10 protein-coding genes are annotated in these 19,032 nt (G+C 77.2%); 1 reads left to right on the forward strand and 9 read right to left on the reverse strand.

What is annotated here, in order from left to right; genetic code table 11:
• Positions 1–11: 11 nt before the first annotated feature.
• Positions 12–2,033: a M2 family metallopeptidase gene (locus WME85_RS31855; RefSeq protein WP_437826791.1), complete on the reverse strand. Its 2,022-nt coding sequence runs from the start codon at positions 2,031–2,033 to the stop codon at positions 12–14.
• 415 nt (positions 2,034–2,448) lie between these two features.
• Here WME85_RS31855 and WME85_RS31860 point away from each other — a divergent pair, with 415 nt between their 5' ends.
• Complete coding sequence (locus WME85_RS31860; RefSeq protein WP_437826792.1) at positions 2,449–3,489, forward strand: phosphatase domain-containing protein; 1,041 nt, start codon at positions 2,449–2,451, stop codon at positions 3,487–3,489.
• Between the two features lie 196 nt (positions 3,490–3,685).
• Here the strand turns inward: WME85_RS31860 and WME85_RS31865 are convergent, their stop codons facing one another.
• The 8 genes from WME85_RS31865 to WME85_RS31900 all read right to left on the reverse strand — a co-directional run bounded on the left by WME85_RS31865 (position 3,686) and on the right by WME85_RS31900 (position 18,955).
• Positions 3,686–4,519, reverse strand: a complete 834-nt coding sequence (locus WME85_RS31865; RefSeq protein ID WP_437826794.1) for a glutathione S-transferase family protein — start codon at positions 4,517–4,519, stop codon at positions 3,686–3,688.
• 42 nt (positions 4,520–4,561) lie between these two features.
• A complete protein-coding gene (locus WME85_RS31870) occupies positions 4,562–6,031 on the reverse strand; it encodes an alpha-amylase family glycosyl hydrolase (protein WP_437826796.1) in 1,470 nt (489 codons plus the stop codon).
• A gap of 237 nt (positions 6,032–6,268) precedes the next feature.
• Positions 6,269–7,183, reverse strand: a complete 915-nt coding sequence (locus WME85_RS31875; RefSeq protein WP_437826798.1) for an MYXO-CTERM sorting domain-containing protein — start codon at positions 7,181–7,183, stop codon at positions 6,269–6,271.
• 109 nt (positions 7,184–7,292) lie between these two features.
• A complete protein-coding gene (locus WME85_RS31880; protein WP_437302782.1) occupies positions 7,293–7,898 on the reverse strand; it encodes a hypothetical protein in 606 nt (201 codons plus the stop codon).
• Between the two features lie 317 nt (positions 7,899–8,215).
• Positions 8,216–11,506, reverse strand: coding sequence for a hypothetical protein (locus tag WME85_RS31885; protein ID WP_437826800.1), 3,291 nt, complete (start codon positions 11,504–11,506; stop codon positions 8,216–8,218).
• Between the two features lie 151 nt (positions 11,507–11,657).
• Positions 11,658–14,873, reverse strand: coding sequence for a hypothetical protein (locus WME85_RS31890; RefSeq protein ID WP_437826802.1), 3,216 nt, complete (start codon positions 14,871–14,873; stop codon positions 11,658–11,660).
• A gap of 65 nt (positions 14,874–14,938) precedes the next feature.
• Positions 14,939–15,592 carry a YdeI/OmpD-associated family protein gene (locus tag WME85_RS31895; RefSeq protein WP_437826804.1) on the reverse strand — a complete coding sequence of 218 codons (654 nt, stop codon included), beginning with the start codon at positions 15,590–15,592 and terminating at the stop codon, positions 14,939–14,941.
• 126 nt (positions 15,593–15,718) lie between these two features.
• On the reverse strand, positions 15,719–18,955 hold the full coding sequence (locus tag WME85_RS31900) for a hypothetical protein (protein WP_437826806.1): 3,237 nt from the start codon (positions 18,953–18,955) through the stop codon (positions 15,719–15,721).
• Positions 18,956–19,032: the final 77 nt, after the last annotated feature.

Consider the following 19,032-nt stretch of genomic DNA (forward strand, 5'->3'; position numbering starts at 1 on the left):
CCTACGCCCGATTACCACCCACAGACTTCACCCTTGTTCTGCTCCTTCAGCCACCGCCGGAGCGGCTCGAAGTACTCCAGCACCGCCCCTGGATCGGTCTCGCTCTCGCCGGTCATCGCCTGCATCGCCTCCTGCCATGGGCGGCTCGCGCCGAGCGACAGCATGGCGCGCAGCTTCTCGCCCGCGGCCTTGCTGCCGTAGATCGAGCACGTGTGGAGCGGCCCCGTGTGCCCGGCCGCCCTGCACAGCGCGCGGTGGAACTGGAACTGATAGATGTGCGCGAAGAAGTAGCGCGTGTACGGCACGTTCGCCGGGACATGGAACTTCGCCCCCGGGTCGAAGTCGGCCTCGCTGCGGGCCACGGGCGGCGCGACCCCCTGGTACTTGAGCCGCAGCGCCCACCACGCCTTGTTGTAGTCGGCCGGGCTCGTCTTGCCCGAGAACACGTCCCAGCGCCACTGATCGATGAGCTTGCCGAACGGCAGGAACGCGATCTTGTCGAGCGCCTTCTTGAAGAGGAAGTTGATGAGCCCCTTCTCGTCCTCAGGCACCCTGTCGATGAGCCCCAGCGTCTTCAGGTAGCTCGGCGTCACGGAGAGGGCCAGCGTGTCCCCGATCCCCTCGTGGAAGCCGTCGTTGGCGCCCGACTGGAACAGGATCGGGAGCTTGTAGTACTGGTGATAGTAATACACGTGCCCGAGCTCGTGGTGGATCGTGATGAGATCCTCCTCGGTCGGCTCGACGCACATCTTGATGCGGAGATCGTCCCGATCGCCGATGTCCCAGGCGCTCGCGTGGCAGACGGCCTCGTGATCGACAGGCTTCTTGAGCAGCGACCGCTCCCAGAACGTCGCCGGCAGCGGGTCGAACCCGAGCGAGGTGAAGAACCGCTCGCCGAGCGAGACCATCTGCTTCTCGTCGAGCTTCTTCGCCTTGATCTTCCGCGTCACGTCGAGCGACGGCTGGCCCTTGTACGGCTCCATGAGCGCGTAGACGTTCGACCACTCCTGAGCCCACATGTTGCCGAGCAGGTGGGCCGGGATCGGGGCCTTGTCGCCGATCCTCTCCTTGCCGTAGATCCCGCGCAGCTTCGAGCGCACATAGCAGTGCAGCTCGTCGTAGAGCGGCTTCAGCTTGCCCCAGAGCCGCTCGGTCTCGGCCTCGAACGCCTCCGGGGACATGTCGTACCCGGCCCGCCAGAGCGCGCCGACGTCCGGGAAGCCGATCTCCGCGGCCCCCTTGTTGCCGAGGGCCACATAGCGCTCGAACTTCGGCCGGAGCGGCGGCGCGATCGCGTGCCAGCCCGACCACGCCTCGAGCAGCTCGTCCCATTTGCGGCTGGTCTTCAGGACGTCGGAGAGGTCGTTCAGCGCCAGGCACTTCGGCGCCGCCCCGCCGCCCGCCGCCGCGCCTCCTGCGGCCGCCGCGCCGCCCGCCGCTGCGCCCCGCGCGGCCACGGCCTGCCCGAGCTTGCCCTTCGGGCAGTACTTGCCCTTGCCGTACAGGCTCGTCATCTCGACCGAGAGCGCGGCGAGCTCGGCGCGCTCCGCCGGGTCGCTCGGGGCCGGCAGGGAGGTCGAGATCTTGAGGAGCGTCAGCTGGCGCGCGAGCTCCGGAGGCAGCGCGAGCCCGTCGAAGCGCCTCGCCGCCTTCATCGTGCGGTTGAGGTACTCCATGCTCGCCTCCTCGGCGGAGGCGGAGAGCGCGTCGGTGTCGTCCGTGATGAAGGTCTGGTTGACCCACCCGGCGCGCGCCGACTGGAGCCGCAGGGCGCGCAGGTCCCGGTCCACGCCGGCCAGGAAGGCCTGCGCCTCGGCCGGGCCGGGGGGCGCCGCCGGCCGAGGGGCGGCCTGGGGCCGCGGCGCCGCGGGCGAGGCCAGCGCCGCAGGCGTGGCCAGCGCGGCGGACGCCTCCTGGCCAGCAGGGGGCGGCGCCGCCGGGGACGCCGCGCCGCTGCACGCCGAGCCGAGCCCGAGCGCGACGAGCAGCACCGGGCGCTGGATGGCCGTCCTGGCGAAGGCATAGCGGACCACGGGACCTTCATACACGCCGGACCGTGCCGAGGGAACCAGGAGCGACGTGCGATCGGCGCGCCCGCCTCCGGCGGCGCCCTACCCGCGACCAGGACGAACCGGCCGCGCTCACGGCTGCCAAGCGGCCGTGAACTGCCGTTACAATGCGCCCCCACCATGAGGAATGCTCTCGCGCCCAGGCCCACGACCTCCAGCAGTCCTCGGCCTCGCCGCCTCCGCCGCCCCGGCCGCCGCCTCGCTTGCCAGCCGACGCAGCGACGAGCGCGGCCCGGGAGCCCGGCGCGGCGCCCGCCCGCGTCGCCCCGCGACGCGGCGGCGCCCCTCGTGGCGGCGAGCTGCGGCGATCAGGTCCGGTGCGGGCTGATGCCCGACCACGAGGCGCGAGCCGCGACCGTGTGCGCGCCGGGCGGCGGCCATGAGTGAGCTCGAGAATTTCTCGTTCGTGATCCCCGGCGAGCTCGCGGGCATGGCCTACCCCCACGCGGAGCGGGCGCTCGAGGAGCTCGCGGAGCTCGGCTTCCGCAGCGTCGTGTCGCTCTCGCGGCGCGCGCCGCCGCCGCACGCGCTCGGGTCGCTCGTCCACCTGCACTGCCCGCTCGCGGACTTCACGCGCATCCCGACCGTGGACCTGATGCGCGCCGTGGCGTTCCTCGGCCGGGCGCCGCGGCCGATCGCCGTCCACGGCGAGGGCGGCGTCGGGCGCACCGGCGTCGTGCTCGCGTGCCGCCTCGTGTCGCTGGGCCGCTCGGCGGCCGAGGCCGTCGCCGAGGTGCGGCGCGCGCGGCCCGGCTCGATCGACGACCCGGAGCTCGAGGCGTCGGTCGAGGCGTTCGAGCTCTTCTACCGGAGCGAGCAGGAGCAGGCGACGCCGGCCCCCTTCAACTTCGCGCCCGCGTCGCCGCTCGATCGCGTCGTGCACGGCGCGGAGCGCCCCGGCTTCGGGATGGCGAACTGGGCGACCTCCGGGATCCGCTCTTCCGTCGTCGTGCCGCCGAGCTCGGGGGCGAGCCCCGATCCGAGCGACGCGCCCGTCGAGGCGTGGCTCGGCTTCATGGCGCGGCAGGGCATGCGCGAGGTGCTCTGCCTGCTCGACGAGGGAGAGCTGGCGCTGCACCGGATCCCGCTCCTCGGCCGCTACCAGCGCGAGTTCCTCCGCGTGACGCACGTGCCGCTCGAGGAGGGCGCGCTCCCCACGGCCGAGGCCCTGGAGCGCGCGCTCGCCGCGCTCCGGCGCGCGGAGACCGGCGGCACGCCCATCGTGGTGCACTGCGGCTCCGGCGACGGCCGCGCGGGCATCGTGCTGGCGGCGTGGCTGCGCGCCCGCCACGGCCTCGCCCCCGAGGCGGCGATCGCGGCGGTCCGGGACCACGCGCGGCACTTCGGCGCGCGCCGCGATCCGCTGAAGGCAGGGCTGGCGGTGCGGGACCTGCTCGCGCGCGTGCCGGCGCGCGGCTGAGCGCGAACGCCGCCGGCGCGGGACCTCGGCGCGCGCCGCGATCCGCTGAAGGCAGGGCTGGCGGTGCGGGACCTGCTCGCGCGCGTGCCGGCGCGCGGCTGAGCGCGAACGCCGCCGGCGCGGGACCTGCTCGCGCGCGTGCCGGCGCGCGGCTGAGCGGGAGCGCCGCCGGCGCGAGCGCGCGCCGCCGCGCGCGTCACCCGTCCGCGTGGAGCCCGGCCTTCTGGTGTCGGTGGTCTCGGTACAGGCGCCGGACGAACGCGCCCGCGGGCTCGCCGCGGAGCGCCTCGATGAGATCACGCATGCCGGCGGGCAGCTCGCCCGCCGGCGGGAACGGCGCCGGGTGGCGCTCGGGCGCGGTCAGGGGCGCGGCGAGCGCGGCGAACGTGAGATCGGCCGCCGAGAACCGGTCGCCGACCAGGAACGGGCGCCCGTCGCGCAGGCGCTCGTTCACCGCGTCGAGGACCGCGCGGAGCTTGCCCAGCGAGCGCTCGGCGCCGGCGGCGTCGACGCGCATCATGCGCCGCATGATCGCGCGCACGACAGGGAAGTAGGCGCGGAAGGTGCCGCGCCCGAACCACCAGGGCGGCGCCACGCCGGCGCCCTCCAGCGCGCGGAGCGACCCGCGCATCACGGAGAACATGGCCTCCTCGTCGGGCAGGAGGTGGAAGTAGGCGATGCGGCGGACCGCGGGGCCGAGCTCGCGGTCGAAGCGCTCCTCGAGCGCCTCGACCTCGGCGCGGCGCGCGTCGGGCTCGCCGGGGAAGAGCGCGTGCTCCGCCGGGACGCACGCGTCGGCGTAGCGCAGGACGTCGGTCGAGTCGCAGATCGCGCCCGCCCGCGAGACGAACACCGGGACGGAGCGGCGACCGCCCGCGCGCCGCGACGGGAGCGCGTGGGCGAGCGGGAGGTACGCCTCCTCCCGGTACGGCACGCCGGCGCGGTCGAGCGCCCACCGCGCCTTCTCGCAGAAGTGGCTGAACGGGATGGTGACGAGGCGGAAAGGCGCGCCCGCGCCGGGATCAGACATGACGACCTCCGCGCGCGGGGCGAGACGGGCGCGCCGCCCGCCTCAGCGCCGGATCTCGAAGAGGTGGATGCCGTACGCGGGGAGCTCGACGCCGAGGCCGCGCGAGAGATCGACGAGCTCGTCGCCGTCGCGCGGGTGCTCGTTGCCGGTCATGAGGTCGACGAGCAGGACCTTGCGGCCAGCGACGCCGGCGATGTCGAGCGGGATGCGGCACCCGCCGCGCGACGGGGCGAAGTTGACCACCGCCACGAGCGGCGCCGCGCTGCGGGGCGCGCCGCAGGCGGGGAGCGGCTCCCACCGGTAGGCGACGAACGCGTCGGCGCCAGGGCCGCGCGGGGTGAGCGTGGCGAAGCTCCCGGTGCGCAGGATGGGGCGGCGCACGGCCGTGAGCAGCCGCTCGTGGAAGGCGAGGCAGGCCTGGTCGACCGGCTCCTCGGGGGCGCGCGCGAGGTGCAGCGAGGCGCGCACCGTGCGCCCCTCGAGCTGGCCGTGGTGGATGAACCGCATGCCGGGCACCGTCGCCGCGATGAACTCCGCGGCCCGACGCCGGTCGGGCGGGAGCACGGCCGCGATGCGCGGCTCGTCGTGGTGCTCGATGAACCGGACGCTCCGCCGCTGGTAGTCGGGCGTCGCCGCGAGGTGGCCGCGGACCGACGACGCGGAGGCGTGGCTCAGCCGATCGTAAAGGCTCTTGTCGAAGGTGTAATCGAACCCGAGCATCTGGAGGCGCCACTCGAGATCCCAGAAGGCCTCGCCGATGAAGACGAAGCTCGGGTGGTCGCGGCGGACGGCGTCGATCGCCTCGGCCCAGAACTCGCCGGTGGCCTCGGCCTTGCGCTCGGTGGGCGGCCGCTTGGACCACGTGCGCCGGAAGACGTCATCGAGCACCAGCATCGCCATGTCGCAGCGGACGCCGTCGCAGCGCGAGGCGATGCTGCGGAGCGCCTCGGTCGAGGCGGCGCGCGTGGCCGCGAGGCGGTAGTCGAGCTGGGCCGTGTCGGGCCAGGGCGGGATGTAGGGATCGCGCCCGCTGAGCGGGGCGCCGTCGTCGCCGACGACGAAGCACTCCGGCTTCTCCTTCACCCAGTGGTGATCGCGCGCGACGTGGTTGGGGACGAAGTCGAGGATGAGCCCGATGCCGCGCGACGCGAGCCGCCGGCGCAGGTCCGCGAGCGCGGCGTCGCCGCCGAACGCGGGGTTGACCTCGTACCGCGCGACGGCGAACGGGGAGCCGACGACGTCGGCCTCCGTCCAGTCCGGCAGCACGCGGTCGTACTCGGCGCGCAGGTCGGGGTGCGACAGCGACTGGCGCGGGCCCTCCTGGCCGAGCGTCCAGACGCCCATCAGGTACACGTAGTCGACGCCGAGCGCGGCGAGCCGGTCGAGCGCCGCGTCGGGCACGCTGGCGAGCGTCACCTTCGCCTTGGCGGCGCGCGAGAGCTCGTGGAGCCAGACACGCGCGAAGATCGCGTACAGCAGGGGGTGCTGGTGGGCGGGGACTAGGGAGCTCATCGATTGGGTTGGGACGGCGGGCCCGCGAGGGAGTCGTGGGCAGGCGGCGTCGGCGGGGATTCTCTGCGCGCTCGGGTGGTCCCCGCAAGGGCGATCGCGAGGTGCGACCGCCATCGACCGAGTCCGCGCGCAACGTCCAGCACAGAGGGCCCGTCTCGCCGCGACGGGTCCGCCCACGCTGCTCCGGCGCGGCGCGCGGGGGCGCGGTGCGCGGGGGCGCAGTCGAAGACGGCGCGGCTAGTCGCGGCGCCCGCGGCGCCTTCGGGCGAGCGCGACCGCCGCGCCCAGCGCGACGAGCGGCAGGGCGAAGGGCGCCGCGGCCTCGTCGGGCGCGAGACGGCAGCCGCAGCCGCCCTGCTTCGGCTCCACCGGAGGCGGCGCCTCGTCGGGCGGGAGCTCCGCGGAGGACGGCTCGGCGTCCGCGGCGTCGGAAGCGGGCTCGCCCTCCTCCTCCTTGGCGGGCTCGTCGCTCTTCTCTGCGTCTGCCTTGTCCGCCTTGTCGTCCTTCTTTTTCTTCTCGCCGCTGAACACGATCGCGCGGCGATCGATGATCTCGTTGTCGCCCTGGAGGGTGATCTTCTGCTTCTGGCCCATCTGCACGCCGTCGCTCGCGCGCTTGATGACGAGGTCGTACTCGCCGGCCTCGAAGCCGCGATCGCGCCGGAGGATGAAGTCGAACTTCGTGACCGCGAAGATCTTGCCGCTGCCGTCGGAGAAGCCGACGTCCATGCTCTCGTTGATCCCCTGCTGGTTCTGGAGCGGGATCTTGTTCAGGATCGGCTTCTCGGGCGACTGATCGGTGAGCGCGCGCTCGTAGTGCACCGTCGGCGTGAACGCGAACAACATCGGGATGTGCGCGAGGTGCGGCGCCCCTCCGTAGTTGATCGTCATCTTGAGCTTCCAGCGGCCGTTTTCCTCCTTGGGGGAGCGATCGGCGATGATGACGGTGCCGGCCGCGTGCGCGGCGCTCGCGGGCAGCCACGCCCCGAGCAGGGCGAGCGCGGCGACGATGCGCGCGAGCAGGAGCCGGCGGCCGCCGTCGAGGCGGCGCGCCGCGCCGGCGTGGGCGGGGCGGGCGTGAGATCGCTCGGCGCGCTGGCGCCGCGCGCCGAGCTGGGACAGGTGACCGGTTCGAGGTCGGGCGGTTCGCATGCGCAGCACGCTACCAGGGATTTCGTGGAAACGAGGTGCGTACGAGGGGGCGAGGCGGCGGCGCGGCGGCGCGGGCTGACGGGCGCCAGCGCCTGGGGGCGGGGCGAGGTCAGTCCGGGAACCAGAGCAGCGCGTCGGAGGTGGGCTTGTAACAGGCCTGGCGGCCGGCCTCCTCGTTGTCCGTGCAGCTCGCGTTGTCGAAGCAATCCATGATCTCGTAGCGGCCGGTGGCGTTGTAGATGGTCGAGAACATCGCGCGCTGGGCCGACTCGAGCTTGCCGTACGTGGCCTTGCAGGTGGGGATGGGGACGCGCTCGCAGCGGAGCATTCGCGCGCAGCGAGACTCGAGGACGGGCGCCGCCACCGGGTCGTCCGGGTTGATGTTGACGGCCACCTCGTCGTTGCACTCCAGGATGATCTGGCTCCGGTCCGGCGAGCTCTCGGTGGCGGCCTCCATCCGGCGCGAGAAGCAGCTCGTCATCGCGCGGAGGTAGGTCGGCGACGAAGTCGGGTAGGCGGCCTTGCACGCGTTCATGTGCTCCCAGGAAGCGCCGGCGCGCTGGAGCTTGGCGAGCGCGGCACACCACTCGGCCTGGGCGGCGATGACGCCGTCGCGGTCGGGGAAGCTGGTGGGCCGCTCGGAGCACGCGGTCAGCAGGCCGAGCATCGACGCGGCCACCGCGATCGGCAGGGCCAAGGATCGAAGGGCGGGCATGGGGGCGACCCTAGCACGAGAGCCCCGCCGGAGCGGAATCTCCGGGGACACGCCGCTCGCCTGGGCCGGTCGGGAAGGCTCTTTCTTCAGGGCAGGTCGACGGGAGACCAGGGCAGGTCGCCGGGAGACCAGGGCAGGTCGACGGGAGACCAGGGCAGGTCGCCGGGAGACCAGGGCAGGTCGACGGGAGACCAGGACCGGTCGCCGGGAGACCAGGGCAGGTCGACGGGAGACCAGGGCCGGTCGCCGGGAGACCAGGACCGGTCGCCGGGAGACCAGGACCGGTCGCCGGGAGACCAGGGCAGGTCGCCGGGAGCTCAGGGCCGGTCGGGCAGCAGCTCGCAGCGGAGCCGCGCGCCGCCGCCGCGGAGCGCGGCGGACCCGCCGGGGCCGAACACCGCGGTGAGGCCCGGCGAGCCCCCGGCCGGGGCGCGCAGCTCGATCGCCTCGACGCACAGCGCGCCGCCACCGCCGGCGAGCAGCGCCGCCGCGGGGGCGTCCTCGTCGAACAGCGGCGTCCCGCTCCTCGACGCCACCCGCAGCGTGGCGGGCAGCTCGGCGATGAACCGGTGCGACGGCCGCACGCCGCCGCAGCCACCGGCGCCGATCTCGGCGAGCGACGAGAGGGAGCCGAGCTGCTCGAGCGGGCCGACCTGACCGCGGGCCACGTCGAGCGGCCCGGCGATCACCTCTCCTGAAACCACGGAGTAGCCGACGATCGCGAAGCCGGGCGCGTCGAGCCGCCGGCCGAGGGTGAGCCGGACGCCCGCCACGTCGGGCACCGGCGCGAGCCCGGCGATCGGGAGCGTGGCCCGCGGCGTGGCGAGGAGGAGGGTCCGCCTGGCAGCGTCGAAGGCGAGCAGGTCGCCGCCCGGCAGCTCGGCCGCGGCGGCGATCGCGGCGGCATGGTCGAACGGCAGCAGCGCCGGCAGGGCGGCGCCGGCGCGCGCGCGGAGGCCGCGCGGCCCGCTCTCGCCGCGCGGCCCGCCCTCGCGGAAGAGCAGCAGCAGATCCGCGGGCGCCTTCGCGCCGGGGGCGAGCAGCACCGGGACGGCATCGCCTGACGCGGTGGCGAGCGCTCCATCGCGGAGCGACAGGCGGCGCGGGGCGGCGATCGCGAAGGGCGGGAGCACGCTGGCGATGAAGGCGCCATCGCGGAGCGTGCCCAGGGGGGACGACGGGGCGGTCCAGAGCGTGACGACCGGGGGCGCGGCGCCAGGGAGCCGCGCTGCCGCGGGACCGCGCGGCGCCGCGGGCTCGCCGCGCGGCGCAGGGGTGGCCGGGGGCGGCGGGAAGGACGAGAGGTCGTCGTCGAGGCGGCAGGAGACGAGCGGCGGGGGCGCGGCGCGGACCGCGGGGGCGGCGGCGGGGGCGTAGGGCGGCGGCGCGCCGCGCGGCGGCGGCGGAGGGCCGCCCCAGCCGAGGCGAACGAGGCCTTGATCGCCCATCGCGCAGCCGATCGGAGAGCAGGAGAAGGGGGTGCCCTCGTCGAGCGGAGGCTCGATCAGGCGAGCGGGAGGGCCCTGCACCGGGCGCCACGAGCGGCCGCCGTCGGTCGACTCGAAGAAGGCCGGCAGGTCGTCGCCGGTGGCCGCGAGCGCGAACCGCCCGCCGGCGACGACCTGCGTGACGCCGGCGGGGAGCGGAAAGACCGTGACGCCGCCGCGCGCGTCGATGCGCACGCCGGCGACGCGGCCGCCGCGGCGGCGCGAGAGCCGCGGCGCGGCGGGCGTGGGTGGGGCGAGCGCCTCCGCCCCGGGCAGCGCCTCGTCGGCCGGCGAGGCGCCGTCGCCCGCTTCGGGCAGGTGGAGCCAGCCGCGCACGGCGCCGTCGTCGTCCTCCCAGAAGTCGGTGTCGATGAGGCGCGGCGAGGCGGCGTCATCGGCGAGCGCCGGGAAGGCGCCGCCGGCGAGCGCCGGGTCGCGCTCGCGCACGCGGATCACGCGGACGCCCTCGGGAACGGCGGCGTCGCGCTCGCGGGAGGCGGGAGGCCGACCGCGCCGCGCTTCGCCCCCAGGATCCGGCGCCCGCGCCGGCGGACCTCCCGGCGCCTCCAGCACGAGCGCGGTGACGGCCCCGCGCTCGCCGGGGATCCAGCGGTAGAGGCGGCGAGCGTCGTCGCCCTCGAGCCGGCGCTCGACCCAGCGGCCGCCCCCGGCGCGCACGCACGCGCGCGCGGCGCGATCCTCGAGCGGCTCGCCGCGCTCGGCGCGCGTCGCGCCGGAGCGCGGCTCGCCTGGCAGCGGCAGCGGCAGCGCGGGCGGCCACGGCGAGCGCTCGCCTCGCTCCGACATGGCGCGCGCGGCGTCGTCCGGCGTCTCCGCGAAGTCGTGGAGCCCCGGCGGCGCGCTGCCGCACCGGCCGGCGAAGGCGAGGCGGCCGCGGTCGTCGCCGAGGAACGACCCCCTCGAGGTCGCGAGCGGATCGGGATCGCGGCTGCGGGCGGGGAACGTCGCCTCCAGCCGCGGCGCGGAGAGCGCCGCCTCGAGGCGCAGCACGTGGGCGGCCTCGTGCGCGCAGGCGAGCAGGACGTCCTCGCCCGCGCGGAACGGCTGGCAGCGCGCGTAGCGCGGGTCGAGGCTCGCGATCTCCGCCTCGGCGATGGGCCGGGCGGTCGCGGCGGCGAGGAGGGCGAGGCCGCCGTCGCGCGCGACGAGCAGCCTGCCGCCGCGGAGGAGCGCGCCGGTCGCCGCGGCCAGCGCGACGGCGTCCGGGGCGAGCGCGCGGCTCGAGGCGGCGTCGCGCAGCGGGTCAGGCGCCGGCGGGAGGTGGAGCGAGGGGCTCGGCCCGTCGCGCGGCGGCGCGGGCTCCGCGGGCGCGAGGCCGGAGGCGGTCAGGTGGAGGGCGGGGCTGCCCGACGGGCCGAGGAGCGCGATCGCGTCGCCGCGCTCCTGGAGGAGCGTCGTGGCGAGCCCGCGCGTCTCGAGCACGTCGGTCCAGGTGGCGCCCCCGTCGAGCGTGACCGAGGCGCGGCCGAGCAGGTCGAGGCGCGCCGCGCGGCGGGCGTCGAGCGCCACGGCGTCAGCTACACCCACGGCGCCGTGGCGGCGGAGGGAGAGCGTGGCCGGGTCGATCTCGAGGAGACCGCGGTCGGTGCGCAGGAGGATCGCGTCGAGGTACGGCCGCGCGCCGCCCGGGGCGCCGACGTCGGCGACCGGCGCGAGCGCGCCGAGGAAGTCGCTGGCGCGGTAGACGCGGCCCTCGGACCACAGGACGAAGCCGCCGCCGAGGCGCGCCGGGATGGACCTGAAGCCGCGGAGCGGCTCGGAAGCGGGCGCGGCGGCGAGCACGACGCCGCCGTCGAGGCGCACGCGGAGCCCCTCGTAGAGCGCGGGCTCCGGCCGGGGCGCGGGCGAGCCCTCGCCGGGACCGGCGGCGTCGAAGAGGACCCCGATGCCCTCGGTGAGGACGTAGCGCGCCGGAGCGAGCGGCGGAGGATCGAGAGGCGCAGCGGCCGCCGGCGCGGCCGGGCGCGGAGCGCGCTCCGGGGCGGCGCTGCACCCGGCGGTGAGGCCGAGCGCGACGAGGACGCCGGCGCGGGAGGTCCTCGCGGCGGCGGCGAAGATCGCGCGCCGCAGGGCGAACGGCGCGGCGCCTTGCCGTTCCATGATCAGCGCCTCCAGCGCCCTCCGCACGGGCTCACGCCGCGCATGGTAAGCGATCCGGGAGCGCACCGCAGCGCGCTCCTGGTCGACCCCTCCCATCGCCGCGCGCGCTGCGCGGGCCAGGGCGGGGCCGTTCGATCCGTCGCCGCGCGCCTCAACGCCCGACCGCCTCGCACCGCACCGGCTGCCGGACCTCCTGGCCGTGCAGGACGAGCACGAGCTTGCCGCCGCCGGCCCCCTGCACCGGCTCGCTCCGCGACGGAGCGGGGCCAGGCCCGCCGCGAGCGGCCCTCGCCGGCGCCCCGGATGAGGCCGCGGGCGCTGGCCCCGCGAAGCGGGCGACGAGCTTCTTCACGGTGCCGGGAGGCTCGTAGAAGCCGAGATCGGTCTCGTAGCGCTCGTCCCGCACGCTGAGCTCCACGGCGTCGAGGCAGGCGCGGTCGCGCGACCACCGGATCACCGCGACGCCGGCCGTCCCGGCCTCGATGACCCCCGGCAGCGCGCCGGGCACGAGGCCGATCTCCGAGCCGAACGGCAGCACCACGCGCGCCTCCCCGCGCCGCGGCGCGCAGGAAGGCGCGCTGCCCGCGCCGAGCTCGCCGAGCGGCGCGAGCGCTTCCTCCGGGCCGAGGGTGCCGAGCTCCGGATCGACCGGCGCGAGCACCGCGCCGCCGGACGCGGCGACCGCCACGAAGACGGGCTCGCCCCCGCGCGCGCCCGCGCCGTACGCGAAGCGCGCCTGCTGCGCGCTCGCCGATGCCGCGCGCGCGGCGCGCTGCACGTGGAGCTCCCGGAGCGCCGGCGGGGGCTGGCCGATCGCGAGGAGCGCGCTCGTCGACACAGCGCGCCGCGCGCTCGCGCCCGCTCCCGTGCGGAGCTCGACCGCGCTCACCGCGAGCCCGTCGTGCCGGGGGCTCAGGAAGATCGCGCGGTCGCCGAGGTCGACGCCGACCGCGCGCGGCGGGGCGCAGCCGCCGATCGGCCGCGTCACGAGCGCGGCGTCCAGCACGCCGGCGAGGCACGCCTCCCTGGCGCCGGCCGCCACGGGGGCCACGCGCCCGTCGCGATCGATCACGAGCCCGACCTGCGCCTCGTAGGGCCGGTACGCGAGCTGGGCCAGCCCGGCGCTCCCGAGCGGCACGACGGCGCGGCGGATCTCGGCGCCCACGTCGAGCGGGGCGATCCAGGCGAGCTCCGCGTCGGCGAACGGCGCCTGCAGCGCGGCGCTGGAGGACGGCAGCGTGAGCTGCCCGAGGGCGCCGAGCCGCAGCGGGCTCGCGCCGCGCAGGGGCGGCGCGGCGACGGCGCCGAACCCGCGCGACTCCGGGACGCGCGCCGCGGCAGGCGGCCCCGCGAAGCTGCAGGCGAGGCGCACGACTGGCGGCGGAGGCGAAGGCCGCGCGGGCGCCTCGCGCTGCGCGCGGCCGGCGGGCGGCTCCGCGGCGGCCGCGTCGGGCGGCGGCGCGCCGGAGCGCGGGGCCGACGCCCACCCGATCCGGAGGAACGGACCGACGCGGCACCCCACCGCGGAGCAGCCCTCGAGGCGCGCGGCCGCGCTGCCCGGCGGCGGCGCGACGGGCGACCACCGCTTGCCTCGATCGATCGTCTCGAAGAGCCTGCCGTCCTCGGTCTCGACGAGCGCGAAGGGCCCCGACGCCTCGATCGAGCTCGCGCGCGGCGGCAGCGCGTGGAGGCGCGGCCGGCCGGCCGCGTCGATCGTGACCGACGCGAGGCGGGCCGCGTGGCCCTGCGCGGGGAGCCAGCCCTCGACCGTGCCGTCCGCGAGCGCGGCGAGCGCGCGAGAGAGCAGCTCCGGCGGCCTGTCGCCCTGCTGGGGCAGGAGGAGCGGCGGCTCGCTCCGCGCGATCCGCACGACCCGCAGCGCGCCGCGCACCTCGACGCGCTCGACGTCGCGGAGGAACACGCCGGGGCGCGCCACGAGGGCGACCGCGCCCCCGCCGCGGCGCGGGATCCAGGCGAGCACGTCGGTCGCGTCCGCCGGATCGAGGCGGTGCTCGACCCAGGCGCCCGGCCCGCGGCGCACGCAGAGCACCGCGCTCTGCTGCGCGGCGCCGCCGGCGAGCGCCCCGCGCGAGAGCTCCCCGAGGTCGAGCCGCGGCCGCGGGAGCCCCTCGCACGGCCCGAGGTAGCCGAGCGCCTCGCCGTCGACGCCGACGAAGCGATCGGTGTCCCGCTCGGCGCCGGGCCGGAGCTCGAAGGCGCGCTCGATCCTCGGCGCGCGCGCGTCGCCGCTGGCGATGTCCACGACGCTCGCGCGATCCGGGCCGGCGCAGACGGCGAGCAGCGCGTCGCTCGCGCGGAACGGCGCGCACGCGCCGCTGCCGGGCGGCAGGGGCGCGCCGGACGACGCGCGCCCGCTCGCGAGGTCGACGCGGCCGACGAAGCCGCCCGAGGCGACCGCGGCCCCGCCGTCGGCGAGCGGCAGGCCCGAGGCGACGGCGTCCGCGAGCCGAGCGAAGGGCGCGCGGTGGAGCCACCCCGGATCGGCGTCCGCCGGCGGCTGCGCGCGCGGCGCGCGGGGCTCGCCGACGCGGCCGCTCGGGTCGATGGCCCGCTCGAGGCCGTGGGCCAGCGAGACGACGATCTCGTCGCCGCGGACCTCGAGGGACGCCGCGTCGCCGAGCTCCGCGGTGACGTCGCGGTACGAGGCCCCGGCGTCGACCGTGAGGAGCGCGCGCCCGAAGACGGTGAGGCCGAGCGCGCGGCGCTCGCTGGCGGCGGCGGCCGCGACGATCGACGGCAGGCCGAGCGGCCGCAGCACGCCGCTCGCGCCGTGGACGGCGAAGCTCCCGGCCGACGAGATCAGGCCGAGGCCGTCGAGCCATGGGAACACGCTGACCACGTCGCCCGGCAGGGCGGCGAGCCTGCGGAGCTCCCCGGAGAAGCTGGCCGCCGCGTGGATCTCCTTGCCGCTCCAGAAAAGGTAGCGCTGCGCGCTCGCCCGAGCCCAGGCGGGGAACGCGGCGCCGCCGGCGAGCTCCGGGCTCGACGCGCGCGCGCCGAGCGGCGCGATCCGCTCCAGGCCATGCAGCTCCGCGCGCTGGCCGTTGAGGACCACCCTGTCGACCTCGTGGCCGTCGAGGATCACGCGCTCGACGAGGCCCGGCACCGGCGGCGCGACGTACCGGGCAGGGCCGAGCGCGGCGGGCGCGGCGAGCGGAGCGAGGGCGCGCGCGCCGTGGGGCGGCTCGAGCGCGCCGGGGAGCGCTGGCGCCGGCTCGGCGGCCGCCCCGCAGGCCGCGAGCGCCGGCGCGACGACGAGCGGCAGGTGGCCGAGCGCGCGGGAGAGCGCGCTCGCGGCGCGCGCGGCGAGGGTCGAGGAGCGGGGCACGGCGAGGAGGGATGCCACGAGGTCCGGCCGCTGGCGCGCGGGTTCCGCCCCGCGCCGGCCGCGGCGCGATCGCGAGGGGGCGCTCAACGCCGGTACTTCTCGTTCCTGTCCTTCACGCCGGCAGCCACCATCTCGGTGCTCTTCTCGACGCGGCGCGCGCGCGTGGCGGCCGTCTTCGCCTCCTCGATCCAGCGCGCGTACTCCTTGCGGTGCGACGGCGACAGCGCATCCCACGCGGCGCGCGCGGCCCCGTGTCTCCGGAGCGCCTCGGCGAGGTCCTCTGGCGTGGTGACCGCCGCGGCCGCCCTCGGCTTCGGGGCAGCGGCCGAGTCGGGCTTGCGCTTCACGTCGGCCTCGGGCCTGAAGCGCAGCGCGGACCATATCCCGTCGATCGCGACCTGCGCGACGCCGCCCCAGCCCGCGTCCACGACCGCCTGCCAGCCCACGTCGCGCGTGAGGTCGGTCTCCACCCCCGACGACCGCTTCGGATAGGAGATCCAGAGGACGCCGCCGTCGCGGACGGCGCCGATGGCCCGCGGCGCGTTCTTCTCCAGGTCCTTCGCCTGGCGCACGAAGAGGTGGACCACATCGAACTGCCCGCGCGCGGCCGTGGCGACGGTGACCCTCTCGGGCAGCGGCTCGAGCGCGGCGGCGAAGCCGTCGGGCGCGCCGAGGAGCAGGAGGCGGCTATCGGGCTTGATCTGGAGCTTCCTGGCGAGCGGATTCGGGGCGGTCATCGCGAGCCTCGGGAGGCGAGAGCCTTGTCTTTACCTGTCCAACGACGTTCCTGGTCCATCGGGCAGGAGCAGAATACAGACAGCCAAGGACGCCAGGAGCGCCAAGGACACCAGGCGCGCGGCGACTCAGTCGCCCGCCGGCCGAGCGCTGGCGAGGCACCTGAGCGGCTGCGCCATCGTGGCGGTCCGCAGCACACCCTCTCCGCCTCCCGCACCCCCGCCGCTCCCCTGCCCGCGCGGCGCCGTCCACCGCGCGATCAGCGCCCCGTCGACCGCGGCCTCGCCGCGCCGCCGCGCGTCGGCGACCGCGACGTGCAGCGCCTCGAGGCAGACGCGCTCCCGCCCCCAGCGCACCTGCGCGAGGCCCTGGTCCCCGAGCGCGACGGCCGGCAACGCCCGCCGATCCAGGCGCAGGGCGCTCTCCGGTTCGAGCGTCACGAGCGCGCGCCACGCGCCCCCCATGGCGCGGCAGCGCGCGTCGGTCGCGGCGGTGAGCGTCGACCACGGCGCGAGCGCCGCCACCTCGCCCGCCGTCCCCGCGGCGCGGTCGAGCAGCGCCACGCCGGCGGTCTCGGGCGCGGGGCCGTCGAGCACCAGCACGCCGAGCTCACCGTCGTCGCGCCGGGCGAGCGCCATCGGCCTGCCGCGCAGCTCGTCGCGGTCGAGCCCCACGATGCGCGCGGGCCGCCGCGGCTCCGGCGTGTGCTCCTCGATGGCCGCGCGGCGCCGGAGCTCGCCGAGCACGAGGGCGCGGCCCGGCTCGATCAGGAGACCAGGCGCCCGGCCTACCGCGCCGTCCGCGTAACTCCGGCGCGGCTCGAACGCCGGCAGCGCCCGCGCGCCCTCCGGCCCGAGCAACAGCTCGCCCGCCTCGGTGAGGACGAGCAGCGCCGCCTCGCCGCCCGCGCCGAGCAGCGGCACCGTTGCGGCGCGCTGCGCGCCGCGCCCGCCGTTCACCGCGAGCTCGGTCGCGTTGAGCCGCAGCGCGTCGCCGCGCAGATCGAACGGAGGCCGGAGCAGCGCGCTGTGCGTCCGAAGCGGCGCGCCGCCCTTCCCCGTCGCGGCGCCGCCCTTCCCCGCCGCGGCGCCGCCCTTCCCCGCCGCGGCGCCGCCCTTCCCCGTCGCGGCATCCCCCGTCTCCGGCGTCGCGCCGTCCGGCTCCTCCGCCTCCTCTGCAGGCCGCCTGTCGCGCCCGGACGCCGCCGCGTCCGCGACGATCTCGATCGTGTCCCCGTACGGCGTCGGCACCGTCCATCGCTCCGCGCCGGCCTCGCTCACGGCGTCGGTCACAGCGCCCGGGAGCGGCGCCGGCAGGCCGACCGGCGCGCACGAGAGCGCCGGCAGCTCGCCCGGAGGCGCCGGCGGACGGCCGATGCCGCTCCCGGGCGCCGCCCCCGCGGCCGGCGCCGCGGCGACCGCCGGGGCCAGCGCGCCCGCGCCCCAGCCGAGGCGCACCACGCCGGCCAGCGCGCAGCCGAGGGCGGAGCAGGCGCCCTGGAACGACGACGGCGGCACGGGCGAGCGCCCGGCAGAGCGCCACGTCCGGCCGTGATCGAGCGTCTCGTAGAGCTCCGCGCCCCGCGTGACGAGCACGCCGTGATCGCCGGTCACCACCATCCCCGCCGGCTCCGGCGGCAGCGCGTGGAGCGCGACCTCCCCGTCCCACGCGATCGTCACCCCCAGGCTCGCCTGCCCGACCGGATCGGGCCACTCGATCGACGACAGCCATCCATCGACCCCGCCGTCCTCGCGCGCGCGAAATCGTCGGTCGACGAGCACCCGCGACGCGTCGCGCGGCGGCGGCGTCCAGTACCAGCCAGGGAGGTGCCCCGGGAGCCGCACGACGCGCGCGCCCCCCTCGTCGCGGCCCCGCGGCGCGCCGACGGGCAGCGGCAGCGCGTCGCGCTCGCCCAGCAGCAGCGCTACAGCGCTCCCGTCCCGGCGCGGCGCCCAGCCGACGAGCGCCTGCCCGTCGCCTACCTCGATCGCTTGCTCGACCCAAGCGCCCGGACCGCGACGCACGCAGATCCTCGGGTGGACCACGACCTCGCCGAAGCGGCGATCGCGATCCTCGTCCGTGACGAGCCGCGGAGACAGCGCGCAGCCGCCGACGAAGCCGACCGCGCCGCCGTCGTCGGCCACGAAGAACCCCTCGTCGCTGAAGGCGCGCTCCAGCCGCGGCGGCTCGCCGTCCTCGGAGCGCAGGACATAGCTGCCGTAGCCCTCGTAGTCGTCCCACGTGCAGAGGAAGAGCAGCCCGTCCTGCGCGCGCACCGGCGCGCAGCCCAGCCCGTCCGGGAACCAGCCGGCGAACCGCGCGCGCGTCTCGCCCGTCCGCGCGTCGATCCGCGCGGCGCCGCGCTCGATCACCCCGAGCGCGGTCCCGTCGGGCAGGAGCGCGCCCGCGGCCACGGCCGCGGCGAGCGGCGCCATCTCGCGCGCGGCCTGCTCCTCGCGCTCGCCGGCGCGGGAGCCCGCGAAGCGCGGCTGGAACGACCCGCCCGCGGACGTCATCGCGCCGAGGTCGCCGTCAGGGCGGCCCAGCGAGCCGTCCGGCAGCACGGCCGCGCGCCCGAGCGCCGTGTCGAGCGACAGCGCGTCCGGCGCGACGCCGATGCCGCGCGACGCGAGCCCGATCCGCCGGCCGACGTCGATCCACGTCCTGCCGCCGTCCGCCGTCGTCGCGGCGCGGCCGAAGACGTCGAGGCGCACGGCGCGCGCCGCGTCCAGCGCGGCGAGATCATGGACGCCCGGCGTCTCGAGCGCCCGGCCGCGATCCTCCCCGGGCAAGAGCGCCCGCGGCCCCTGCTCGGTGAGCACCACGACGCCCTGGAGCCCGTTCCGGGCGCCCCGCACGGCGCGCGCGCCGCCGCCGAGCGCCACCTCCGCGAGCGGCCCCGTGAAGCCGCGCGAGCGGAACGCCCTGCCGCGGCTCCAGTGCAGGAAGCCCCCGCCGAGGTGGGGCGCGATCGCGAGCGATCCAAGGATCGGATCGCCCGCCGCCCACAGCTCGGGCTCCCACGCCGCCGCGACGACGCGCCCGTCGCCGCCGAGCTCGAGCCGCGCGCCGCCGACGACGACGCGATCCACGACGGCCGAGCCCGCCTCGTCGTGCGTCACCCGGAACGCGCCCTCCCCGATCCCCTGGAGGTAGCGAGCTCCCCCCGGGGCGACGCCGGCCGCGCCCAGCGCGCCCCACCCGCCCGCCGCGCCCGACACGCTTGACACACCAGCGCGCGCGCGCAGCGGCCGGGCCGACGTCACGGCGCCGCTCGAGCGGCTCGGCGCGGGCGCGATCGCGCAGGCGGACGCGACGAGAGCGGTGAGCAGACCGAGCGAGCGCGCCAGCATCGGGGAAATCACGACGGTATCTACCGTAAAGCCCCCGTCCAGGGTCGATCTGCCTGCACCGGACGACAGGCGCGCTCATCCCCCGCGAC

Source organism: Sorangium sp. So ce1153 (genome assembly GCF_051521595.1).
Classification (GTDB): domain Bacteria; phylum Myxococcota_A; class Polyangia; order Polyangiales; family Polyangiaceae; genus Sorangium.

Excerpts from the sequence above, each read along its gene's own strand:
- WME85_RS31860 (WP_437826792.1), top strand. The coding sequence starts at position 2,449 with ATGAGTGAGCTCGAGAATTTCTCGTTCGTGATCCCCGGCGAGCTCGCG.
- WME85_RS31865 (WP_437826794.1), bottom strand. The coding sequence starts at position 4,519 with ATGTCTGATCCCGGCGCGGGCGCGCCTTTCCGCCTCGTCACCATCCCG.
- WME85_RS31870 (WP_437826796.1), bottom strand. The coding sequence starts at position 6,031 with ATGAGCTCCCTAGTCCCCGCCCACCAGCACCCCCTGCTGTACGCGATC.
- WME85_RS31875 (WP_437826798.1), bottom strand. The coding sequence starts at position 7,183 with ATGCGAACCGCCCGACCTCGAACCGGTCACCTGTCCCAGCTCGGCGCG.
- WME85_RS31880 (WP_437302782.1), bottom strand. The coding sequence starts at position 7,898 with ATGCCCGCCCTTCGATCCTTGGCCCTGCCGATCGCGGTGGCCGCGTCG.
- WME85_RS31885 (WP_437826800.1), bottom strand. The coding sequence starts at position 11,506 with ATGGAACGGCAAGGCGCCGCGCCGTTCGCCCTGCGGCGCGCGATCTTC.
- WME85_RS31895 (WP_437826804.1), bottom strand. The coding sequence starts at position 15,592 with ATGACCGCCCCGAATCCGCTCGCCAGGAAGCTCCAGATCAAGCCCGAT.